This is a genomic window from Devosia sp., from assembly GCF_025809055.1.
In the GTDB taxonomy this organism is placed as follows: Bacteria; Pseudomonadota; Alphaproteobacteria; order Rhizobiales; family Devosiaceae; genus Devosia.
Genome location: NZ_CP075529.1, coordinates 1,685,695 through 1,708,219, shown reverse-complemented (window position 1 = coordinate 1,708,219; position 22,525 = coordinate 1,685,695). Strand labels below are relative to the sequence as shown.

The following is a 22,525-nucleotide window of genomic DNA, read 5'->3' as shown; positions in this document are numbered from 1 at the left end:
GCATAGTCTCAACTCTTGAGACCAGCATAATCCGATGCGCGTCTGGTGCCAGCATAAAGTTCGGCGAGCGGCCATGCAGGGAGGGACCGGTGTCCCAGGTGGCTTGCCATTCCGGGGTGCGGGGGGCACAAGCAAGCCATGGACAGCGATGCACCCAGATTTGACGAAGCCCTGCTGCGACAGCGCGTCGAAGCGAAATTGACCGAAGCGGGCGCCAGCGCCGACTCGCGGGCGGCGGCGGTAAAAGCCATGCTCCACGCTTCGCTCGTCGGGGTCGACAGCCACGGCGTGCGCCTTGCCGGCCATTATTGCCGGATGCTGGCGGGCGGCAGGCTCAACAAGCATCCCGATTTGCGCGTCGAACAGCGCGGCGCCGGCAGCGCCATGATCGATGGCGATGATGGCCTCGGACATTATGCGGCCTACAAGGCCGTCGAGGTGGGCATGGACCTGGCCCGCGAGGCCGGTGTCGGGGCTGTCGGCATCCGCCGGTCCTCGCACCTGGGCGCCGCCGGCGCCTATGCGATGGCGGGCGCCGAGCAAGGATTTGTGACCTTTGCCACCACCAATACCGATTCCATGGTTGCGCTATTCGATGGCGCGCAGAAATTCCACGGCACCAACCCGCTCGCCTTCGCTGCCCCGGTCGAGGGAACCCGGCCCTGGCTCCTCGACATGGCCACCAGTTCCATTCCGCTCAATCGCGTCCTGCTGCATCGCTCGCTGGATCAGCCCTTGCCGCAGGGCGTGGCAGCAAAGCCGGATGGCACGCCGACGACCGACCCGCATGAGGCCGACATGCTGCTGCCGCTCGGCGGCGTCGATTATGGCTATAAGGGTGCGGCCCTGGCGGGGGTGGCGACGCTGTTTTCGGCGCTCCTGACCGGTACGACGCTCGATCCGGATTTCATCCCGATGTATGGCACAGAAGATGTCTCGACCCCGCGCAATATGGGTCACTTCGTGCTGGTGATCGATCCCGACAAATTTGCCGGCAGGGCCGCCTTTGCTTCTGCCATCGGCAATTACCTTGCCGCGCTGCGCGGTTCGCCGGCCCGAGCAGGCGGAGCCGTCATGGCGCCGGGCGACCGCGAATGGGCGGAGATGGATCATCGCCGCGCCCATGGCATTCCTATCGATCCGGACACGGTGGCCTTTCTGGAGCTCTAGAGGTCAGAAGGACCGGTGAACCGGGTTTCGGCGGGATAGATCGGCCCTTCGACATTGTCCGGTCCCAGGACTGCCGCCAGTTCAGATATGATCGCCTCGCCCTCCCGGCGATGGGCGGCCGCTTCGGTCCCGGATGCAAATTGGGCCCAGATTTGCTGATCCTGCTCATCCTCTGAGGCATGGAAAGCCAGGCTCCAGTGATAGATGCGATCCGCCAGGGCATTGTCAAAGGCGTCCCATAGGTCCACGCCGAAGCCCGTATCGAGATCAACAAGGAACACACCGCCCCAGCTTGGCTCCAGGCGCACCCGGCGCACCGGTGGCCCCGGGGCGGGCTCCGGTTCGTCATCGGGTCCGAGGTCGAACCCGGTCTGCTTCCTTGGGGTCCAGAACAGGTGCTGACCGACCGTTGCTGCAATGAAGAGACCCGTGGCCGGCGCGATCAGGGCCCAGGGATCAGTCCATGGATTGAAGAGGCCCGCCCAGCCGGCAGCCGCAACGGCGGCGGTCGCGACGGCATAGAGCAAAGCGGCATTGATGGTCTGGCGGCGGCCCTTTTCCTCGTCCGGCGTTTCGGGCGGATAAGCGCCCCGCGCCCAGGCCAGGTAAAAGGCCTGCGTGGCCAGTCCGGCTGCGAAAAGCGGTATCGCCCAGATGCTGAGAACGACGAGGGCCGCACCACCCATGCCGATGGCCAGGGCCGAAATCACCCAGAGAATGCGCCTTTGCGCCTCGCGCGGCGGTTGCGGCTTGAGCGTGATGGCGCTCAGCATCAGGTCCATCATGCGGTCGGCGGCCGCTGCGCGCATGGCAGCGAGGCCCGCAAAGACATAGAAGCCGCCCAGCAGTCTCAGCAGGACCCCGGCAAGGTCAGTCATCCGGGCTGTTGGGCACATAGTCGAGACCGACGGGCATCAGCCGGTGCTGGTCGTCGATCTCGAAGCGAATTGTGGCCCAGCCGCCCGTCGGACAACAATTGCCGTCATCCGCCCGCCAAAGCGGCGTCCGTGCGTCCAGAGTGCCGTAAAACCAGTCCGAAAAGTCGAAGTCGACACCTTTCCAGATCTCGAGACCTTCGGGCAGCATGGGGCCTACGGCCTCGCGCCACTGCCCCATATCCACGGGGATCCAGTCCTCGATGAGCCGGGCTGCGCCGGTGTCTTCCCAGACGTACAGGCGGTCGACATTGTAGGCGCCGGTGCCGCCGGTATAGCCGGAGATATGCAGCATGCCTCCGTCCATGCCGAGCATGGGCGGGGAGAAATCGTGGCCGTCAAACCCACTGTCCAGCACCTCCCACCCATCCTGGCGATGGGTCAGCAGTACGAAGCCACCAAGTACGCCGTCGACATCGGTGAACCCGGACTGGGTCTGCCAGGCGAGCATCGGCGCGCCTTCGGCATCGCCCCAGGGCTGGTTGAGACGGCCCGAGGTGATGACCACGCAGTTCTTGAGCTCGGTGGCGATGCAGGCGCTGTCCAGGGTGGAGATGTCGAGTGGTTCGGCGAAACTGTCGGCCGGCAGAAACAGCAGGGTGACCACGCCGACGGCGACAACAAGAGGCAGGACAGAGCGCGATTTCATGGGGCTTCCTCCGATACCCCTCAATAGCCCTCCCCGCCATGGCCGGCAGCCCCGGAACCGGGGGTGGATCAGGCCAGGCCCCGGCGGATGGCTTCGCGGGTGGCTTCGGCCCGGCTCGACACGCACAGTTTCTGGTAGATGACCTTCACATAGGAGGCGACGGTCTGCGGTTGCAGGCCAAGGCGCCGCGCGGCCTCGGCCACGGTCAGGCCACGGGCGAGCAGGGTCAGCACCTCGGTTTCGCGCGGCGACAGGCCCGCATCATCGTCGGGCACGGATGCCGGGGCGCGGAAATGGCTGAGCATGCGCAGGGCGATCGATGGCGACAGGGGCGGCTCGCCGCGCTCGATGCGTTGCAGATAGCCGACCAGCAGATCGGCCTCTTCATCCTTGAGGACATAGCCGCGCGCACCCACTGAAATGGCCTCGAACAGATGCGCGTCGTCATCATAGATGGTGGCGACAACAGGCAGGACCTGCGGAAATTCCTGCTGCAGGCGCTTGACGATGTCGATCCCCGATCCATCGGGCAGGCCCAAATCGACTACCGCCAGCCACAGGTCCGGCGCGCCCTTGTCGAGCCAGGCCATGGCCGCCTTCCGCGTACCCACGGTTTCCACGACGATGCCGGGGAAGGCGCGCGCCAGAACCGCAAGCATCCAGTCGCGCGTCGTCGGCTGGTCCTCGATCAGCAGGCAGCGGCGTGCGGTATTTGGGGTGTCTTTTGGGCTCATGTCCCGAAGTCTATCTGGCCATCAACCGACTGCACCCCCGGTTCCGGGGTGCGGGTCGCAAGGCGCAGCGGAATGGCCAGGCTTACCTCGGTGCCCGCCCCGCTCCGGGGCGTACCGAAACCAAGCTGGCCACCCACGTCCTCGATGCGCGTCCGCAGGCTCCGCAGCCCATAACCCCCGGTTTCGCCGGACCGGGCGTCTTCGGACAGGCCCCGCCCATCATCGGCAAACTGCAGGTCAAGTCCGTCTGCGCGCACCGCCTGTGTGACGGTCAGCGTCGTCGCGCCGGAATGTCGAATGACATTGGAGACAATCTCGCGCACGGAGGACGCCAGGGCCTTGTGCAGGCGATAATCGAGCCGGACTGCCTCGGTCTCGGCTTCGGGCAGGGGCCAGTCGAGCACAATACCGGCGGCTTCGAGGCGCCGAGCCGCTTCGTGGCGGGTTGCGGCCAGGACGCGGTCGAGGCTGGCTTCTTCGCCGGCGAGGCCACTAACGATGGCGCGAATGTCGCTCAGGGCCGCCTGCAGGGTCGGCCGGGTCTGCTCGTCGGCGGTGTGGAGCCCGGTCAGCAGGCGGGCGCCGACGTCGTCGTGCAGGTCGCGCGCCATGCGGCGGCGTTCTTCACCGACGCCGCGCATATAGGCGAGGCGGCTTTCCTCGGCGCGCTCGGTCAGCGTCACGAGATTGGTGGCCAGCTTGAGATGCGCCGGCGAAAACAATCCCCGGCCGCCAAAGGGGAAGGTCACGCGTAAGGGCGGCGAGCCACCCACGGCCGGCAGATCGAGCGCAAGGCCGTCGCCGGAGACGGCTGGCCGTGTGGTCGTCGCGGTGACCGGTTCGATCTCCAGGGGATCGAACAGGCGCTGCAACAGGGCCCGCCATTCGCGTGCCCCATCATCGGGCGAGGGGGCGAAGGCGATTTCGAGGGCGGCGGAAAATAGCTCATCCTGCTCGATGCGGCGACGGGCGGTCAGGCGCCGCCAGATCCAGTCCCGCGCCGGCAGATAGACGAAGCCGACCAAGAGCAGCGAAACGCCAAGGGCCGGGGCCGTTTCGAACTGCAGGAGAAAGATCAGCCCGGCGTCGATCACCAGCAGCAGCACCACGCCAATGGTGTAGAACAGCACGCGATAGGCCCAGTCGCCCAACTCGAACAGCCGATAGCGGCTGAGGCCCAGTGCCAGGCCGACATAGATGACGATCAGGACGCCGGTGACGTGGCTTTGCGGCAGCCCGAAGGGTATCCCCAGCAGCACCGGCGCAGCGCCCAGGATGGTATAGGCACCTGAGCCCGCCACGACGGAAAGGCCGAGCCAGCCCAATGCCGCGCGGTCGGATGGCTTGTCGCGGGTGTGCCACCATTGCAGGGCGATGGCGACGAGGATGGCGGCCATCAATACGGCCACCGCCCCATAGAGCTGGAAGGGCCCCGGGCCTATCTCGTTGAGTTCGGCGAAAAGAAAAATCCCGATCATGATCGGCAGCACGAGGAGCCAGGCGGGCGGCACGATCCGGCGGGGATAGGTCAGCAGCAGGGCGACCATGGCAATGCCGAACAGCATGGTGCCGATATGGTTGATCGGCATCAGCGCCTTGAACAGGGTGCCGCTGATGGCCAGCTCGCGATTGGCATAGATGGCCAGCGTGCCGGTGGCCATGAGCATTCCGACGGCCGTCGCGGCAAAGAAGGCCGGGCCCAGGCTGTGCGGCCGCAGGGCCCAGACCCAGCCGGCGATCAGCATGCTGGCTATGCCGGTGAGCAGCTGGACCCAAAAGCCGTCCGGCAGCCGCCAGAGGGGCACGCCGGAGGGTTCGGCGAGAACCGTGTAGATGTCATTGCTGGCCGGGTCGCGCAGGTGCAGTTCCACCCGGTCCTCGGTCAGAATGTCGAAAAGCGCCTGCTGCCGGTCGAGAAACCGGCGCAATTCGGGGTAACTGGGCAGCGTATCGGCCTCGGGAATGAGGTCGATGGGTTCAACGGCGAAAGCCTGATCCGGCGTCGAGGCGGCGGCAATGGCGATCAGCTCGGACGGAAACACGAGGGCCGGTCCGTCCAGAACCGCGTTCTGCTCCACGCCCACCACATAGACCCCATCATCGAGCGGGCCGGGGACCAGCTTGAGCCCCAGGCGCGGGATGCTGGTGGCGAAAATGCTCACGATGACAAAGGTCGCAACGCAAAGCAGCGTTACGGCCGTCATCCACAGCCCCGGTGTCGTGATGTTAGCCCTCATGGGCGGCATAAAACGAGAGAAGCTCTGCGCGCGCAACAGTTTAGTTAGCGCAATATTAACCGCCGCGGTAAATGTCGAAGGGGCCGATCGCCTGGGTCGTCGCCATCAGCTGAATCTTGTTGATGTTGACATGCTCGGGCAGGCTCGTGGCCCAGAAGATGGACTCGGCAATATCCTCGGCCGTCATCGCCTTGGTCCCGGCATAGACATTGCCGGCCTTCTGCTCGTCGCCCTTGAAGCGGACCACGGAGAACTCGGTCTCGGTGAGACCCGGTTCGATGTCGGTGACCCGGACATTCTTGCCCTGCAGGTCGGAGCGGATGGCGAGGGCGAAGTGCTTCACGAAAGCCTTGGAAGCCGCATAGACCGAGCCGCCGGGATAGGCGTATTCGCCCGCAACCGAACCCAGTGTCACCACATGCCCGCCACCGCGCGCGATCATGCCCGGCAGCAGCAGGCGCACCGTATAGACGAGGCCCGAAACATTGGTGTCGATCATGGTCTGCCAGTCGTCGAGGTTCGCTTCGGCAGCCGGCTGCAGGCCAAGGGCAAGGCCGGCATTGGCGAGCACCACATTGATGCCGCTGAACGGCTCGGGAATGGCAGCCACGGCGGCCTCGAGCGCCGTCCGGTCGCGCACGTCGAGCGGCATGACGTGGCACTTTTCGTGGCCCAACTCGTCGCGCAGGGCGAGGAGCCGGTCCTCCCGCCGTCCGGTAGCGATCACCTTGCCACCGGCAGCCACATAGCGCCGTGCCGCCGCTGCGCCGAAACCGGAGGTCGCGCCGGTGATGAAAACGACAAATCGGCTGGGGTCGAGCAACTGGTACATGGGCTATCCTGGGCGCTGAAGGTCAAAGGCGGGCGGCGGAAACGGCCGGCGCCAACCTTTCCAAAGTTTAATGCGGCTTACCGCGAGCTAACGTGATTTGGCGCGCGGGCAGGGGTAGCATAAGGCTCGGAGAAATATCGAGGCAAGTGCGTGAAGCGGTTCATTAAAATCCTGCTCGGACTGCTGGTGGCCGGTGGGGCCATTGGCGCTGGATGGTTCTACTTCTATGCCCCGACCCAGGCGCGGTCGGCGCCGAGCACCGTCGCGGTCGCGCGCGGCGATATCGAGACCACCGTGCTGGCCTCGGGCGTTCTGGAAGCCAGTTCGCTCGTCAGCGTGGGCGCAGAAGTTTCCGGAACCATCAAGGCCGTGCACGTCGCGCTGGGCGACAATGTCAGCCGCGGCGATCTCCTCGTGGAAATCGACAGCCTCAATCAGGAAAATGCCGTCAAATCGGCTGAGGCCGCCCTGGCCGGCATCGAGGCGCAGAAGCGCAACCAGGAGGCCAATCTTGCCAAGGCACAGTCGACCCTGTCCCGGCAGCAGCAGCTGAGCGCTAATAGTCTCGTCACCCAGACGGACCTCGAGGCGGCGCAACTGGCGGTGCAACAGGCGGAGGCGCAGATCGACCAGCTCGATGCCCAGATCGCCCAGGCCGAATTGACCGTGGAATCGGCGCAGCTCGACCTTTCCCGCACCCAGATCGTGGCCCCCAATGACGGCACCATCGTTGCCCTGATGGTCGATGAAGGCCAGACGCTCAATGCCAATTCGGCCACCCCGACCGTCGCCAAGATCGCCAATCTCGATACCATGGTCATCCGTGCCGAGATTTCCGAGGCCGATGTCGTCAAGGTGACGCCGGGTCAGCGGGTCTATTTCACCATTCTGGGCGAGCCCGACAACCAGATCGAGGCGACCTTGCGCGAGGTCGAACCCGCGCCGACCTCGATCACCAGCGACACCACCTCGTCCGGCAGCGCCGTCTATTACAATGGCCTGTTCGACGTGCCCAATCCCGAACATCGCCTGCGCATCTCCATGACGGCCTCGGTCACCATCGTGCTTGATGAGGCCCGCGGCGTGCTCACCCTGCCATCGTCCCTCGTCTCCCGCCGGGGCCGCGACGGCATGGCCACGGTCATGGTCTATGACCAGGCCAGCGAGGAACAGCGCCCCATGCAGGTCGAGGTGGGGCTCAACAACAATATCAGTGCCGAAATCCGCTCCGGTCTGAACGAGGGTGATCTTGTGATCAATGCCACCGGCGCCCAGTTCAGCAGCGGCAGCCAGGGTGGCCAGGGCGGCGGCATGCGCATGGGCGGGGCAGGCGGCATGATGATGCCGCGTGGCGGTGGCGGCTGATGAACCGCCCGTTTGACCCGCGCCAGGGTGCGGCGGCCACAAGCCAGGGTCCGGGCAGCGGATCGGTGCCGATCATTTCGATTTCGGGGCTTTCCCGGCGGTTCCAGGCCGGCCCCGAGACCGTTGCGGTGCTCAAGGGCGTGGACCTCGATATCCACCGCGGCGAAATGGTCGCCATTATCGGCCAGTCCGGTTCCGGCAAATCCACGCTGATGAACATTCTTGGCTGCCTGGATCGCGCGAGCGAGGGCACATATCGGTTTGCCGGCAAGGATGTCGGCAAGCTTGACGCCGATGACCTTGCGGCGCTGCGGCGCGAGCATTTCGGCTTCATCTTCCAGCGCTACCAGTTGCTCCCCGATCTTGATGCGGTGGAAAATGTCGAGGTGCCGGCCATTTATGCCGGTGCCGATGCCACAGCCCGCCGCGAGCGCGCCCGCGCACTGCTTACGCGCCTTGGGCTCGGTGACCGGCTCGACCATCGTCCCAATGCGCTTTCGGGCGGCCAGCAGCAGCGCGTCAGCGTGGCGCGGGCGCTGATGAATGGCGGCGAGGTTATTCTGGCGGACGAGCCCACCGGAGCGCTCGATTCCCGATCCGGCAAGGAATTGATGGCCCTGCTGCGCGAATTGCATGGCGATGGCCACACCATCATCCTCGTGACCCACGATCCGCAGATTGCCGCCCAGGCCGAGCGGGTGATCGAGATTTCCGATGGCGAGATCATCGCTGACACGCGCAACGTGCCCTTGCGCGAAACCGATACGCCTTCGGCGTCGGTGCGTGCCGCTGCCTCCTGGCGGCGGGGGCTGGATCGAACATCCGAAGCCCTGCGCATCGCCCTGCGCGCCATGGGGGCGCACAAGCTGCGCACCTTTCTCACCATGCTGGGCATCATCATCGGCATTGCCTCGGTGGTGGCCGTGGTCGCGCTCGGCCAGGGCAGCCAGCAGACCGTGCTTGAAAACATCTCCTCGATCGGCACCAACACCATCAATGTCTATCCGGGCAGCGGTTTCGGAGACATGCGATCGGGCCGGGTGCGCACGCTGATGCCAACGGATGCGGATGTCCTGGCCGAGCAGGCCTTTGCCGATTCCGTATCACCGCAAGTCTCGGCCAATGCCACGGCCCGATACCGCAACACTGCCTCCAACGCTTCGGTTACCGGTGTCGGCGTCGAGTTCTTTCAGGTCAATGGCCGCACCTTTACCGCCGGTTCCGGCTTTACCGCCGAGGGCATTGCCGACAGGGCCCAGGAGGCGGTGATCGACCAGAATGCGGTCGATGCCATCTTCACCGATGGCCAGAACCCCATCGGCCAGGTGATCATGCTGTCCAATGTCCCCGTGCGGGTCATCGGCGTCGTGGCCAATACGACCGGGTTTGGACCGGGCGGCAACAATGCCAATGTCTATGTTCCTTACACCTCCGCCATGAGCCGGATCCTGGGCCAGGCCTATCTCAACCAGATCACGGTGCGGATTTCCGACGATTACGACATGGATCAGGCCGAGGCCGAGATCACCCAGATCATGCTGCAACTGCATGGCGGGACGCAGGACTTCTTCCTGCAGAACACGGCGACCATCCGCGAGACCATTGAATCCACCTCGGCAACGCTGGCGCTGCTGATCTCGACCATTGCCGTGATCTCGCTGGTGGTCGGGGGCATTGGCGTGATGAACATCATGCTGGTCTCGGTGAGCGAACGGACCAAGGAGATCGGCATCCGCATGGCCGTGGGCGCCAGGCGCAGCGACATCATGCGGCAGTTCCTGATTGAGGCTGTGCTTGTCTGTTTTGCCGGCGGGGCGGCCGGTGTCGCCCTCAGCTTCGCGCTGGGCCTCGGGCTCACGGCCATCGTGCCGGGCGCGCGCCTGGCCTATTCCACCGAGTCCATCATTCTGGCCATTACCTCGGCCAGCATTATCGGCGTAGTCTTCGGCTTCATGCCCGCCCGCTCGGCTGCCCGGCTCGATCCGGTGGAGGCGCTGGCCCGGGAATAGCGGGCGGCCAGCGTTGCCGAAGGGCAACGCCAAGGCCTTCAATGCGATCAATTTTATCGCTCGGGGTATTCGCGCCCCGCAGCCCGCCCTAAACTTGCCACCAAATCGTCGCCCTTTGGGCAGCGCGTGCGCGAGCGCGATTTGGGGGATGGAAGGCTTAACGGTATCTTTCCATCCATGCGGCAATCATGTGCTTCAGCCCAATCTGGTTGAAGTGTAAACGGGCGGGACAGACCACTGCTAAGCGCGCGTCTAGTAACGAGTATCAGCGCCTTGAGCCTCGTTGTGGCATTGGCCACGGCGGTTGCGCCTGCGCGCGCTTTCGAATTGTTCGGCATCAAGTTCTTCGAGGATCAGGCCGACCGCGACGCCGATGCGGTCATCGTTGATCCACAACCCTATTCGGTGACCTTCTCTGCCTCCGAGCCCGGTCCGGCGGAGGATGCGGCGCGCAATGCATCATCGCTTCTGGCTGATCAGGCCGAACCGGCCTCCGGCGCTGCGGGTCTGATTGCCAAGGCGCGCGGCGACTACCGGCGCATTCTGGCGGCTCTTTATTCCGAAGGGCATTATGGCGGTGCGGTCAGCATCCGCATTGGCGGCTCCGAGGCGGCCAACCTGCCGCCGGATACCAACCTTCCTGATCCCGTTGATGTCACCGTTCTGGTGACAGTCGGCCCGGTCTTCCGTTTCGGATCGGTCTCCATCGTCAATCAGGCGCCCGCGACTCTGGACCCGGACGATCAGGTCGATCTGCCGGTCATGCGCGGCTATGGGAGCGGCGAAATCGCCAAATCCTCGGTCATCACCCGCGCCGAGGCCCTTTCGCTCGAGGCCTGGCGCCAGCAGGGCTATGCCAAGGCCGAGATCGTGTCGCGCGAGGTTGTCGCCGACCACGCGACCAATACCGTGGACAGCATCATCACGGTCAATCCGGGGCGCCTGGCCGCCTTCGGGCCAGTCCAGGTGACCGGTACGACCTATATGAACCCCGATTTCGTGCGCGAGCAGACCGGGCTCGCGGTCGGGGAGGAATATGACCCCGACGAGCTGGAGCGGGCGCAGAAGCGCCTCGACCGGCTGGAAGTGTTCCGCTCGGCGCGATTGCGCGCAGCGGACTCGATCGGCTCGGACGGGCTCCTGCCCTATGAACTGATGGTCGACGAGCTGCCGGGCCGCCGCTTCGGCCTTGGCGCGACCTATTCCACCGTCGATGGGCTGGGTGTGGAAGGCTATCATCTCTGGCGCAACCTGTTCGGGCAGGCCGAGCGTCTGCGGCTCGACGCCAGGGTGGCCAGCATCGGTTTCCCGGTCGACACGGCCGAGTTCGACTATTTCCTTGGCGGCACCTTCACCAAGCCGGGCTTCTACCATCCCGATGTGGACCTGGTGGCCGCTGTTTCCGCCGAGCGCACGGTGAACCCCAATTACACCGAAATCTCGGCCCAGGGCCGGGTTGGGCTCACCTGGTTCTTCTCGGACGAGATCACCTTCGAGGGTGGCGCTTCCTTCGAGCGCTCGCGGTTCGAGGACGATTTCGGCACCCGCGACTTTGCCATCGCGGGTCTCGATGCCGGGATCATCTATGACGGGCGCGACAGCTCGATCGATCCGACCGAGGGCTTTTACGCCGCCGCCAATATCGAGCCGTTCTACGATTTCATCTATGGCAATCCGGCCGGGCGCATCGTCATCGAGGGGCGCACCTATTTCGGCTTTTCCGAGCAGGATGCCTTCATCCTCGCGGGCCGTATCAAGGCCGGCGCGCTGGTGGGGCCGGCCCTGTCCGAAATCCCGCCCGACAAGCTGTTCTTCGCGGGCGGTGGCGGTTCGGTGCGTGGATATGGCTTCAAATCCATCGGCGTGGACGATGGTTCTGGCGTCATCACCGGCGGCCGCTACCTGCTCGAAGGCTCGCTCGAAGTGCGGGCCAAGGTCACTGAGGATATCGGTGTCGTGGGCTTCGTGGATGGCGGCTATGTCGCCGCCGACACCTTCCCGGGCCTCGCCGACCTCAGGCTCGGAGCCGGTGTCGGGGTCCGCTACTATACGGGCCTCGGGCCCCTGCGGCTCGATCTGGCCATTCCATTGAACAAGCGTCCGGGCGACGCCAACTATGCCATCTATGCGGGCATCGGGCAGGCGTTCTGATGGCCCGGTCGCGTCCCAGCAAGCGGCGGATTGCCGCTATTGCCCTGCTCATGGCCGGTCTGGCCGCCCCGGCGGCCCTGGTGGCGCAGGACGTGCTGACCATGGACAGCGAGGAGCAGAAGGACTGGCTCACCAATTTCGTGCAGGACCGGCTGTCCACCCCTGAGCGGCAGATCCGCCTCTCCAATATCGATGGGGCTCTGGGCTCGGATGTGTCCATCCGCCAGATCACCATCTCCGACCAGGAAGGCGTCTGGCTGCGCGTCAATAATGCCAGCCTCAACTGGAACCAGGCGGCCCTGTTCACGGGGCGGCTCGAGGTGCGTTCGCTGCGCGCCGATTCCATCGAATATATCCGCAATGCCATTCCCGCCGAGGGCGCCGTCGATCTGCCGCCGCCGGAAGCCGGGTCGCTGCAGATCCCGGAATTTCCGGTAGCGATCCAGCTGGGCGAACTGGCCGTGCCCAGCGTTACGTTCGGCGAAACGGTTTTCGGCCTCGGATCGGAAATATCGCTGGCCGGGTCGATGACCCTCGAGGGCGGCAATCTCGATGCCGCACTCGACATTGTCCGCCTCGACGGGCCTGGCGGTACGCTCGACCTCGATGTCAACTATCAGCGCGCCGACAGCGTCGTTGACCTCGGGCTCGACCTGACCGAACCCGCAGATGGCGTCCTGGCCAATCTGCTCAACATCGAAGGCCGGCCGGCCATGCAGCTGACGCTGGAGGGGCAGGGGCCGATCAATGATCTCGTGGCGCAGATGCAGGTGCTGGCCGACGGCCAGACCGCGCTCGCCGGCACCGCAACCATCGCCCAGCAGGCCGAGGGCATGGCCATTACGGCCGATCTGGGTGGCCCGCTCTCCACCCTCATCGCCGAGCCTTATCGTGACTTCTTCGGCGCCGACACGCGGCTTTCCGCGCGCGCGCTCGTGCCCAGTTCCGGTGGGGTCGAGCTGACGCAGCTAAGCCTGTCGGGCGGCCAACTGGGCCTGACGGCGAGCGCCACGACCACGGCGGACAATTTCCTGTCCTTCCTCGATCTGACCGCCACCGTTGCCGATCCGGCCGGCGAAATGGTCACCCTGCCGGTCGCCGGCAATGCCACGCGCGTCCGCTCTGCCCAGCTGGCGGTCGATTTCGGCGCCGAGGGCAGCGACAACTGGGGCATGGAACTGGGCATCGAAGGGTTTTCGACGGACGGCGTCGCCGCCGAGCGCCTTGATTTCTCGATGAACGGGGTGGCGCGCAATCTCAGCGATCCGGCCAGCCGCATGGTGACCTTCAATGGCGATGGCGCCGTGTCCGGCATCAGCGCCGATCCTGGCGTAGAGGCTGCCTTGGGCGACAATGTCGGCCTGGGCCTTGCCGGCCTCTGGAACGCCGGGGAGCCCATCCAGCTCGCCGAACTGCGGGTCGTTGGCGCGGCGCTGACGGCTGGCCTCTCCGGCATGATCGACGGCACCGATTTCGACGGACGCATCCAGCTCGACGCCGGGAGTATTGCTCCCTTCTCGGCCATGGCCGGCCGGTCGCTTAGCGGCGGCGTCAGCCTCGTGGCCGATGGCCGTATCCTGCCCTTGTCGGGTGGGTTCGACCTCGTTTTCGATGGCACTGCCAACCAGTTGCGCATAGACGATCCGACTGCCGATGCCCTGCTCGAAGGCACGGTTGATCTCTCCGGGCGCCTGGCCCGGACCGAAGCCGGTATCGTCGCCGATGCGTTCACTGTCGCCAACGACCAGGTGCAGTTCACCGCCGACGGTACCTATGCCAGCGAAACCGCCGACTTCGACATCGCCCTCGACCTGTCCGATCTTGCCCTGTTGTCCGACACCGCCAGCGGCGCGCTGGCCGTGCGTGGCTCGGCCCGGTCGAGCGCGGTTGACGCGCCGCTCGTGCTCGTTCTCGATGCGCAGGTCCCCAGCGGCACCCTGGACCGCTATAGCTTGCGCGATGCCAAGCTGGGCATCGCCGCCACCGTGCAGGATGCCGTGGCCACCGGCGATGTCACCGGCTCGGCCATGCTCGACGGGCATCTGGCCAGCCTCTCGGGCGCCTTTGACGCGGGTGCCGAGCAGCAGCGGCTGTCCGGCCTCGAATTCCAGATTGCCGGCACTCGGCTCACCGGCGATCTGTCGCGCATGACCGAAAGTGGTCTGCTCGACGGGCGGATCGACCTGGCTTCCAGCGACGTCTCGCTGGCCGCCGCGCTGCTGCTGGCCGAAGCATCCGGCGCGGTCAATGCCGCCGTGGTCCTCAGTCCCGACAATGGGCAGCAGTCTGCCGGCGTCACCGCCAATGCCGCAAATCTCAGGGTCAATGACATTGCCGTCGGCCGCGCCGACATCACTGCCAGCATTGCGGATCTGTTCGGCGTGCCGGCGGTCAACGGGTCTGTGACGGCCTCGGCCATTGCGGCGGGCGGCACGGTCGTCGACACCTTGACGGCCCGCGCCACCCAATCGGGCGACACCACCAGTTTTGATGCCCAGGCGGCGCTGCAGACCGGAACCGATGTCGATCTGGCCGGCTCGTTGAGCCCCTTGGGTGACGGCTACCGCCTGGCGCTGGATCGCGCCAATCTGGAGCAGGGATCGCTGTCGGCCCGTTTGGCCAATCCCACGGCGCTTGTCGTGCGGGGTGACAGCGTGGCCCTCGACGCCGTGCGCTTCGATGTCGGCACGGGCAGCATCACCGCCACCGGCACCGCGGGCACGGCGCTCGACATGGTCGTCGATATTTCCGAACTGCCGCTCAACATTGCCAATGCGGTTGCGCCCGATCTCGGCCTCTCGGGCACGCTCAATGGCCGCGCGACGATTTCAGGAGCCGCCAGCGACCCGAACGTCCTGTTCGAGGCGCGTGCGGCGGGCATCGGCGCCAGCGCCATCGCCCCCTTCGGCATTGCGCCGCTGAGCCTGACAGCATCCGGCACCTATGCCGATGAGGTCGTTGCCCTCGATTCCCTCACGGCCAATGGCAATGGCGGCCTCACGGTGACCGGCTCGGGTCGGGTGCCCCTTGCCGGTGCCGGGCTCGATATTCGCGCCGATGGTTCGGCGCCGCTGCAACTGGCCAACCAGTTCGTTGCTGATCGCGGCGGGCAGTTTTCGGGAACGGTCAATTTCGGCGCGCGCGTCGGCGGCAGCCTCACCAATCCGCAGATTTCCGGCAGCGTCTCCACCGCCGGTTCGGGTTATATCGACCCCGAACTCAACCTGCGCCTGACCAATATTTCCGGCCAGGTCGGCCTTTCGGGCACCAGCGCCACCATCGAAAGCCTGTCCGCCAACCTGGCGACCGGCGGCAGCGTTTCGGCTTCGGGCTCGGTGGGGCTCACCGGCGCCATGCCGGCCAATATTGCCGTCAGCATCAATTCGGCCCGCTATACAGATGGCGAGGTGATCCTCGCCACCGTGTCCGGCGGCCTCAATCTCAGCGGCAATCTCACCGGCACGCCGCTCCTGTCTGGCAATGTGCTGGTCGAGGAAGCCCATGTCACCGTGCCGGACAACTTCGGCGGGCCGGGCGACGTGATCGATGTGCGCCACAAGTCCACCCCGGCCCAAGTGCAGGCGACGCTTGAGCGCGCCAAGGTCTTCAGCAATGGCGTGACGGCGCCGCAGAGCCGCCCGCCCGGCCTCCTGCTCGATGTCACCGTAAATGCCCCGAACCAGATCTTCATTCGCGGGCGTGGTCTCGATGCGGAAGTGGGTGGTTCGGTGCGGCTTACTGGCCCGGTTAGCGCCATTCAGCCGGTCGGCGCCTTCTCGCTCGAGCGGGGCCGGCTGGATCTACTCGGCCAGCGCATCACCTTTGAAACCGGCAATGTCACCCTGGTTGGCGACCTCGATCCGCAGCTATTCTTCCAGGCACGTACCGGCGATAGCGATTTCACCGTGGTCGTCACCGTTTCGGGCCGGGCCTCAGACCTGCAGATCGGCCTGTCCTCGACCCCGCAATTGCCGGAAGACGAGGTTCTGAGCCGACTGCTGTTCAAGCGCTCCATGGGTGAATTGTCGCCGCTGCAACTGGCGCAACTGGCGGCCGCAGCGGCCCAGCTGGTCAATGGCGGCGGCGGCGGTGGTCCGCTCGACAGCCTGCGCAGCGCCGCGGGGCTCGCCGATCTTGATGTGGTCACCGATGCCTCGGGCAATGTTGGCGTGCAGGCCGGCACCTATATCCAGGACAATGTCTATCTGGGCGTCACCGCCGGTGCCAATGGCCAATCCCGCGTGACCATCAATCTCGATGTCACCGATGAACTGACCATCAAGGGCGCGGCCGGCCAGGACGGCAATTCCAGCCTGGGCGTGTTCTACGAGCAGGATTACTAAGCGGTTCACGATAGGACTGAAGCGATGGAGCCTTTCCCTTCTCCCCTGAGGGGAGAAGGTGGCGCGAAGCGCCGGATGAGGGGTTCAGACTTTCGTTCTTGCCGAGAGGCTTTCACCCCTCACCCCATCCCTCTCCCCTGAGGGGAGAGGGGGAGATGAAGGCGAAGGCCCAGTTCACAACTGAAACGCGCCATTCAACTCAAACGCGCAGCAACCTATTGCGCGCTGGCGCCGCCGGTCTTGGCCGCCTTGTCGGCGTCCCACCACCAGATGGTCGGGAAGCCCGAGGAGAATTCGGGCAGGCTTTCCGGGCGGCTGAAGCGGTCCCAGCGGGCCGAGCGGGTGGTGCGCAGGGAGTAGCTGGGCACCAGGATGTGCTGGGCCAGCAGCACCCGGTCGAGCGCCTTGACGGCGGCTTCCTGTGTTTCGCGATCATCGGCGGCAATCAGCAGGTCGATGAGGGCGTCAACGCCCGGATCGGCCAGGCCGGCATAGTTCTGTGAGCCTTCCTGGTCGGCGCTGCCGGAACCGAAGAAGAAGCGCTGTTCATTGCCCGGCGAGAAGGACTGCGACCAGCCCGAATAGATCACGTCATAGTCGCGGCTGCGCAGGCGGTTGATATATTGCGGGCTGTCGACCGTGCGGAGCGTGGCGGCGACGCCGATCTGCGCCAGGTTGGTCACCAGGTTCTGTGCCACCGGCTCGATGGTCGGGCCATTGAGCAGGATTTCAAAGGCCAACTGTTCGCCATTCTCGTCGACAAGCCGCGTGCCGTCGCGCTGGTAGCCGGCTTCGAGCAGCATTTCGGTGGCGATGGAGAGGTTCTCGTAAAGCCTTTCCTCGTCGCCGCTCACCGGGTTGGTATAGGGCTGGGTGAAGACCTTTTCGGGCACGAGGTCGCGTACGCCTTCAAGGATTTCCAGTTCTTCGCCTTCCGGGAGGCCGGACGAGCGGAAGGGCAGGCCGAAGAAGAAGCTGTCGATGCGCTCATATTGGCCATAGAACAGCGTATTGCTCAGTTCCTCGAAGTCGAAGGCGTAGTTTAGCGCCTCGCGCACCAGCGGGTCCGCAAACTTGTCCCGGCGCAGGTTCATGACAAATCCGACCATGACGCCCGAGCCGTTATAGTCCTGCTCGAACAATTCCTGGATGACCCGGCCATCCTGAACGGCAGGAAAGTCATAGGCGGTCGCCCAGCGGCGCGCCGTGTTTTCAACCCACCAGTCGAACTGGTCGCCCTTGAAGGCCTCGAACTGCACCGTCAGGTCGAGGAAATATTCGATCTGGTAGCGGTCGAAATTGTTGGTGCCGATGCGTGTCGGATGGTCATTGCCCCAATAGTCTTCCACGCGCTCATAAGTCACCGAGCGCCCGGCATCGAAGCTGGCAAGCCGGTAGGGTCCGGAGCCGAGGGGCGACTCAAGCGTCGATTCCCCGATATTCCGGGTTGCGCCTTCGGCGTCGGTGCCCTCCCACCAGTGCTGGGGCAGCACCATGACCTGGCCCAGGATATGGGGCAGTTCGCGATTGCCGGTGACATCAAAGGTGAAGGTCACCTCGCCGGGCGCCGTGACGGCAACCTCGGTCACATTGGCATAATATTGGGCGATATTCGGATTGAGCTCGGCCTGCTTGTTAAAGGACCAGACCACGTCTTCGGCCGTCACCGGCTCGCCATCGTGCCAGCGGGCATCGGGGTCCATGCGGAAGGTCACCGAGCCATAATCATCGGCGACCATCATGGCCTCGGCCAACAGCCCATAGGAGGTGTTCACCTCGTCCATGGACGGGGTCATCAGGGTTTCATAGATCAGCCCCAGCCCGCCCACGGCCTCGCCCTTGGGCAGGATGGGATTGAACGTGTCGAACCCGCCCATGTCGCCCAGCCGCACCGTGCCGCCCTTGGGGGCATCGACATTGACATAGTCGAAATGGGCAAATCCCTCGGGATATTTCGGCTGTTCCGTCAGCGAGTCCGCATGGACCCAGACGCCCGTCGGCGTCTGCGCCATCGCCGGAACGGCGAGGGACAGGGCGAGCGTGGCGGCGGCGAGAAGTTTGGAGAGCGTCATGGTTGCGGCTCCGTGCATGGTTGGCACACCTTAGGCATTGGAAGGGTTGTTGGGCAAGGATGGGGCAGGGTCGGCATCCAGCGCCGCTGCCAGCAACTGGCGCGTATAGGCGTCCTGCGGATCGGCAAAGATATCGGCCGCAAGTCCGGATTCGACCACTTTGCCGTGCCGCATGACGACGAGGCGATGCGCCAGGGCGCGGACGACCCTGAGGTCATGGCTGATGAACAGATAGGTGAGGCCGCGTTTTTCCTGCACCCGGCGCAACAGGTCGATGACCTGGGTCTGGATCGATACGTCGAGCGCCGAGGTCGGCTCGTCGAGCACCAGGAAATCGGGCTCCAGCACCAGGGCCCGGGCAATGGCGATGCGCTGCCGCTGCCCGCCGGAAAATTCATGCGGATAGCGTCCGGCAATGGCGGGGTCGAGGCCAACTTCGGTCAGCGCAGCGGCGACCTTGCCGGCACGCTCGGCAGCCGACAGCGCCGGCATATGCACCGACAAGCCCTCTTCGACAATCTGGTTCACCGACATGCGGGGGCTGAGCGACCCGAACGGATCCTGGAACACGATCTGCATCTGCCGGCGCAGCGGCCGCAGGGCACGCCAGGATTTGCCGCTGACCTGCTCCCCCATGACCACGATGCGGCCTTCCGAGCCGATCAGCCTGAGCATGGCATAGCCGAGCGATGATTTGCCCGAGCCGCTTTCGCCGACCACGCCCAGGGTCTCGCCCTTGCGGATGGTGATGTCGACGCCATCGACGGCCCTGATGTGACCCACGGTGCGCCGCAATAGACCGCGCTTGATCGGGAACCAGACTTTGAGGTCACTGACCTCGACAACCTTGGGCGCATCCTCGGCCGGGGCGATGCCATCGCCGCGCGGTGCAGCCGACAAGAGATGCCGGGTATAGGCGTGCTGCGGCTGGGTAAAGACGGTCTCCACCGGGCCGGATTCCACCACTTCGCCCTGGGTCATCACGCAGACCCGGTCGGCCACCCGGCGCACCACCGACAGGTCATGGGTGATGAACAGCATGGCCATGCCGTTCTGCTGCTGCAGGCGTTTGAGCAGGTCGAGAATCTGCGCCTGGACGGTGACATCGAGCGCAGTGGTCGGCTCGTCCGCGATGAGCAGTTTGGGATCGTTGGCCAGGGCCATGGCGATCATCACCCGCTGGCGCTGCCCGCCCGACAATTGATGCGGATAATCGTCATATCGGCTCTGCGGGTCGGGAATGCCCACCTGGTCGAGCAATTCGAGCACGCGGGCGCGAGCGGCGTTGCCCCGCAGGCCGCGATGCACGCCGAGACTTTCGGCGATCTGGCGGCCAATGGTGTGCAGCGGATTGAGCGATGACATCGGCTCCTGGAAGATCATGCCGATGTCATTGCCGCGCAGGCTGCGCAGATGCGCATCGGGCGCTGCGACCAGATCGGTGCCATCGAAGCGGACCTCGCCGGTCATGCGGGCTGTCGCGGGCAGAAGCTTGAGGACGGACAGGGCGGTCACCGACTTGCCCGAGCCGCTTTCGCCGACAAGACCGAGTGTCTCGCCCGGCGCAATGTCGAAGGCGACACGGCGCGCCGCCTCTTGCCCCTTGAAGCTGATGGTCAGGTCGCGGACCGAGAGCAGGGGGGCGTTCATGCGAAGGTCTTTCGCGGATCGAACGCGTCGCGCACGGCTTCGCCGATAAACACCAGCAGCGTCATCATCACGGCGATGGTGAAGAACCCGGTGAGGCCCAGCCAGGGGGCCTGCAGGTTGTTCTTGCCCTGCGCCAGGAGTTCCCCGAGCGACGGGGAGCCGGGCGGCAGGCCGAAGCCGAGGAAATCGAGCGAGGTCAGGGTTGCCACCGAGCCGGAGAGGATAAAGGGCATGAAGGTCAGCGTCGCCACCATGGCATTGGGCAGCATATGCCGCCACATGATCACCAGGTTCGATACCCCCAGGGCCCGCGCCGCGTTGATATATTCGAAATTGCGGGCCCGCAGGAATTCGGCCCGCACGATGCCAACCAGTGTTACCCATGAGAACAGGAGCAAAATGCCCAGCAACACCCAGAAGCTGGGCGCAATCACCGAGGAGATGATCAGGAGCAGGTAGAGCGCTGGCACCGAGGTCCAGATTTCGATGAGCCGCTGGGCGATGAGATCGACCCAGCCGCCAAAAAATCCCTGCACGGCACCGGCACCCACGCCGATCACCGAAGACAGCACCGTCAGCGCCAGCCCGAACAGGATGGAAATGCGGAACCCGTGGATCAGCCGGGCCAGCACATCGCGACCGCGATCGTCCGTGCCCAGCCAGTGGTAATTGCCCAGATGGCAATTGGCGTCCTCCACGCCGCCGCGATAGCGCTGGCAGAATGTCTCCCAACTCATCATCCAGCTTGGCGGATTGGCGCCGGGGAAGGCGATGGATGAATCCACGGTTGCATAGGAAAAGCGGATCGGCGGCCAGATGGCCCAGCCATTGCCCTCGATTTCCCGGGCAATGGCGGAGAGCCGATAATTGGTGGCGGGCAGAAAACTGCCGAACTTTTCGCCCGGATATTCGGCAAAGGCCGGCACCAGCAATTCGCCCTTGTAGGACACCAGGATTGGCCGGTCATTGGCGATGAACTCGGCCCCCAGCGTCAGGATGAACAGCACGAGGAAAATCCACAGGCTCCACCAGCCCCGCCGGTTGGCGCGGAAATTGGCGAGCCGCCGCTGGTTGATCGGCGACAGGCGCGAGGGGGCCGGGGCAATCGGTTCGGACAGCGCCGTCATACGTCGCGGCTTTCGAAATCGAGCCGCGGATCGACCCACATATAGGCGAGGTCTGAAATGAGGCTAATGATCAGCCCGAGCAGCGAGAAGATGTAGAGCGTGGCAAAGACCACCGGATAGTCTCGATTGGCCACTGACTGAAAGCCCAGCAGCCCCAGCCCGTCGAGCGTGAAGATGGTTTCGATCAGAAGCGATCCGCCGAAGAAGATGCCGACAAAGGCGCTGGGGAAGCCAGCGATGATCAGCATCATGGCATTGCGGAAAACGTGGCCATAGAGCACCTGGTTCTCGGTCAGCCCCTTGGCTCTTGCGGTCACCACATATTGCTTGCCGATCTCGTCCATGAAGGAGTTCTTGATCAAGAGCGTCCCCGTGGCAAAGGCGCCGAGCCCCATGGCGATGATCGGCAGCACCAGGTGCCAGAAATAGTCGAGAACCTGCCGCCACCAGGGGAAGTTCTCCCATCCGGGCGAGGTGAGGCCGCGCAGCGGAAAAATCGACCAGAACGAGCCGCCGGCAAACAGCACGATCAGGGCGATGGCGATGAGAAAGCCGGGGATCGCATAGCCGATGATGACGATGGTGGAGCTCCACACATCAAAGCGCGAGCCGTCGCGCACGGCCTTGGCGATGCCCAGCGGAATGGAAATGCCATAGGCCAGGAGCGTCATCCACAGGCCGAGCGAGATGGAGACGGGCATTTTCTCGAGGATCAGGTCGATCACCGAAATGTCGCGATAGTAGCTCTCGCCGAAATCGAACCGCAGATAGTTCCAGATCATGGTTGTGAAGCGCTCGAGCGGCGGCTTGTCGAAGCCGAACTGGCGTTCGATCCGCTCCACCAGTTCCGGCGGCAGGCCCTGGCTGCCCCGATAACTGCCGCCCTGTCCCGGCTCGGCGGCAAAATCGCCGCCCTCGCTGCCGGTGATCCGTTCGGCCAGGCTCGCATTCTGGCCGGAGAGATTGGCAAGCGCCTGCTCGACAGGCCCGCCGGGGGCGAACTGGGTGATCAGGAAGCTGACCGCCATGATGCCGAAGACGGTCGGTATCATCAGTAGGAGGCGGCGAATGATATAGGCGCCCATGCCTGCTCCGGCAAAGCCACGTCATGCTCGGAGACTGACACCACTCGGCGAGCGGGCAAATCACCTTGCGGTGAAAGACAGGGCAATTCTGCACTTCGGGCCCGGCTTGGCAATCACTGGGGTGGATAATGGCTTGATCACTTTTGTGCCCACAGGCACCATTGCC

At 64.9% G+C, this 22,525-nt stretch carries 14 protein-coding genes; 5 read left to right on the top strand and 9 right to left on the bottom strand.

Annotated elements, in window-relative coordinates; translation table 11 throughout:
- Positions 1 to 138 precede the first annotated feature (138 nt).
- Entirely contained in the window at positions 139 to 1,170 is a 1,032-nt protein-coding gene (locus tag KIT02_RS08330; RefSeq protein ID WP_297584846.1) for an Ldh family oxidoreductase, read from the top strand.
- Here the strand turns inward: KIT02_RS08330 and KIT02_RS08325 are convergent.
- The 5 genes from KIT02_RS08325 to KIT02_RS08305 all read right to left on the bottom strand — a co-directional run bounded on the left by KIT02_RS08325 (position 1,167) and on the right by KIT02_RS08305 (position 6,557).
- A complete protein-coding gene (locus KIT02_RS08325; RefSeq protein ID WP_297584843.1) occupies positions 1,167 to 2,048 on the bottom strand; it encodes a hypothetical protein in 882 nt (293 codons plus the stop codon). The genes KIT02_RS08330 and KIT02_RS08325 overlap by 4 nt on opposite strands.
- Positions 2,041 to 2,754: a hypothetical protein gene (locus KIT02_RS08320; RefSeq protein ID WP_297584841.1), complete on the bottom strand. Its 714-nt coding sequence runs from the start codon at positions 2,752 to 2,754 to the stop codon at positions 2,041 to 2,043. The genes KIT02_RS08325 and KIT02_RS08320 overlap by 8 nt, the downstream gene beginning before the upstream one ends.
- A 68-nt stretch (positions 2,755 to 2,822) precedes the next feature.
- The gene (locus KIT02_RS08315; protein WP_297584839.1) at positions 2,823 to 3,488 is read right to left on the bottom strand and encodes a response regulator transcription factor; all 666 of its coding nucleotides are present in this window, start codon (positions 3,486 to 3,488) and stop codon (positions 2,823 to 2,825) included.
- Entirely contained in the window at positions 3,485 to 5,692 is a 2,208-nt protein-coding gene (locus KIT02_RS08310) for an ATP-binding protein (RefSeq protein ID WP_297584837.1), read from the bottom strand. Before KIT02_RS08310 ends, KIT02_RS08315 begins: the two co-directional genes overlap by 4 nt.
- 88 nt (positions 5,693 to 5,780) lie before the next feature.
- Complete coding sequence (locus KIT02_RS08305; protein ID WP_297584835.1) at positions 5,781 to 6,557, bottom strand: SDR family NAD(P)-dependent oxidoreductase; 777 nt, start codon at positions 6,555 to 6,557, stop codon at positions 5,781 to 5,783.
- A 150-nt stretch (positions 6,558 to 6,707) separates the two neighbouring features.
- Between KIT02_RS08305 and KIT02_RS08300 the strand changes: the two genes are divergently transcribed.
- From KIT02_RS08300 to KIT02_RS08285, 4 genes are all read left to right on the top strand, one after another.
- Complete coding sequence (locus tag KIT02_RS08300) at positions 6,708 to 7,922, top strand: efflux RND transporter periplasmic adaptor subunit (protein ID WP_297584834.1); 1,215 nt, start codon at positions 6,708 to 6,710, stop codon at positions 7,920 to 7,922.
- Positions 7,922 to 9,931, top strand: coding sequence for a MacB family efflux pump subunit (locus KIT02_RS08295; RefSeq protein ID WP_297584832.1), 2,010 nt, complete (start codon positions 7,922 to 7,924; stop codon positions 9,929 to 9,931). The genes KIT02_RS08300 and KIT02_RS08295 overlap by 1 nt, the downstream gene beginning before the upstream one ends.
- A 273-nt stretch (positions 9,932 to 10,204) precedes the next feature.
- Entirely contained in the window at positions 10,205 to 12,082 is a 1,878-nt protein-coding gene (locus tag KIT02_RS08290) for an autotransporter assembly complex family protein (protein WP_297584829.1), read from the top strand.
- Positions 12,082 to 16,425: a translocation/assembly module TamB domain-containing protein gene (locus KIT02_RS08285; RefSeq protein WP_297584825.1), complete on the top strand. Its 4,344-nt coding sequence runs from the start codon at positions 12,082 to 12,084 to the stop codon at positions 16,423 to 16,425. Before KIT02_RS08290 ends, KIT02_RS08285 begins: the two co-directional genes overlap by 1 nt.
- A 215-nt stretch (positions 16,426 to 16,640) precedes the next feature.
- On the opposite strand, the gene KIT02_RS08280 is transcribed toward KIT02_RS08285, so the two are convergent.
- Genes KIT02_RS08280 through KIT02_RS08265 form a run of 4 tightly spaced genes read right to left on the bottom strand, consistent with a single transcriptional unit; the run spans position 16,641 to position 22,359 of the window.
- Positions 16,641 to 18,497: an extracellular solute-binding protein gene (locus KIT02_RS08280; RefSeq protein WP_297584823.1), complete on the bottom strand. Its 1,857-nt coding sequence runs from the start codon at positions 18,495 to 18,497 to the stop codon at positions 16,641 to 16,643.
- A gap of 30 nt (positions 18,498 to 18,527) precedes the next feature.
- Positions 18,528 to 20,147: an ABC transporter ATP-binding protein gene (locus KIT02_RS08275; protein WP_297584820.1), complete on the bottom strand. Its 1,620-nt coding sequence runs from the start codon at positions 20,145 to 20,147 to the stop codon at positions 18,528 to 18,530.
- Positions 20,144 to 21,274: an ABC transporter permease gene (locus KIT02_RS08270; protein ID WP_297584818.1), complete on the bottom strand. Its 1,131-nt coding sequence runs from the start codon at positions 21,272 to 21,274 to the stop codon at positions 20,144 to 20,146. Before KIT02_RS08270 ends, KIT02_RS08275 begins: the two co-directional genes overlap by 4 nt.
- A complete protein-coding gene (locus KIT02_RS08265; protein ID WP_297584816.1) occupies positions 21,271 to 22,359 on the bottom strand; it encodes a microcin C ABC transporter permease YejB in 1,089 nt (362 codons plus the stop codon). The genes KIT02_RS08270 and KIT02_RS08265 overlap by 4 nt, the downstream gene beginning before the upstream one ends.
- Between the last annotated feature and the right edge of the window lie 166 nt (positions 22,360 to 22,525).

Bases quoted from the DNA above. Each gene is read 5' to 3' on its own strand.
- KIT02_RS08265 (WP_297584816.1), bottom strand. From the start codon at position 22,359: ATGGGCGCCTATATCATTCGCCGCCTCCTACTGATGATACCGACCGTC.
- KIT02_RS08295 (WP_297584832.1), top strand. From the start codon at position 7,922: ATGAACCGCCCGTTTGACCCGCGCCAGGGTGCGGCGGCCACAAGCCAG.
- KIT02_RS08280 (WP_297584823.1), bottom strand. From the start codon at position 18,497: ATGACGCTCTCCAAACTTCTCGCCGCCGCCACGCTCGCCCTGTCCCTC.
- KIT02_RS08310 (WP_297584837.1), bottom strand. From the start codon at position 5,692: ATGACGGCCGTAACGCTGCTTTGCGTTGCGACCTTTGTCATCGTGAGC.
- KIT02_RS08285 (WP_297584825.1), top strand. From the start codon at position 12,082: ATGGCCCGGTCGCGTCCCAGCAAGCGGCGGATTGCCGCTATTGCCCTG.
- KIT02_RS08270 (WP_297584818.1), bottom strand. From the start codon at position 21,274: ATGACGGCGCTGTCCGAACCGATTGCCCCGGCCCCCTCGCGCCTGTCG.
- KIT02_RS08315 (WP_297584839.1), bottom strand. From the start codon at position 3,488: ATGAGCCCAAAAGACACCCCAAATACCGCACGCCGCTGCCTGCTGATC.
- KIT02_RS08330 (WP_297584846.1), top strand. From the start codon at position 139: ATGGACAGCGATGCACCCAGATTTGACGAAGCCCTGCTGCGACAGCGC.
- KIT02_RS08325 (WP_297584843.1), bottom strand. From the start codon at position 2,048: ATGACTGACCTTGCCGGGGTCCTGCTGAGACTGCTGGGCGGCTTCTAT.
- KIT02_RS08275 (WP_297584820.1), bottom strand. From the start codon at position 20,147: ATGAACGCCCCCCTGCTCTCGGTCCGCGACCTGACCATCAGCTTCAAG.
- KIT02_RS08305 (WP_297584835.1), bottom strand. From the start codon at position 6,557: ATGTACCAGTTGCTCGACCCCAGCCGATTTGTCGTTTTCATCACCGGC.
- KIT02_RS08320 (WP_297584841.1), bottom strand. From the start codon at position 2,754: ATGAAATCGCGCTCTGTCCTGCCTCTTGTTGTCGCCGTCGGCGTGGTC.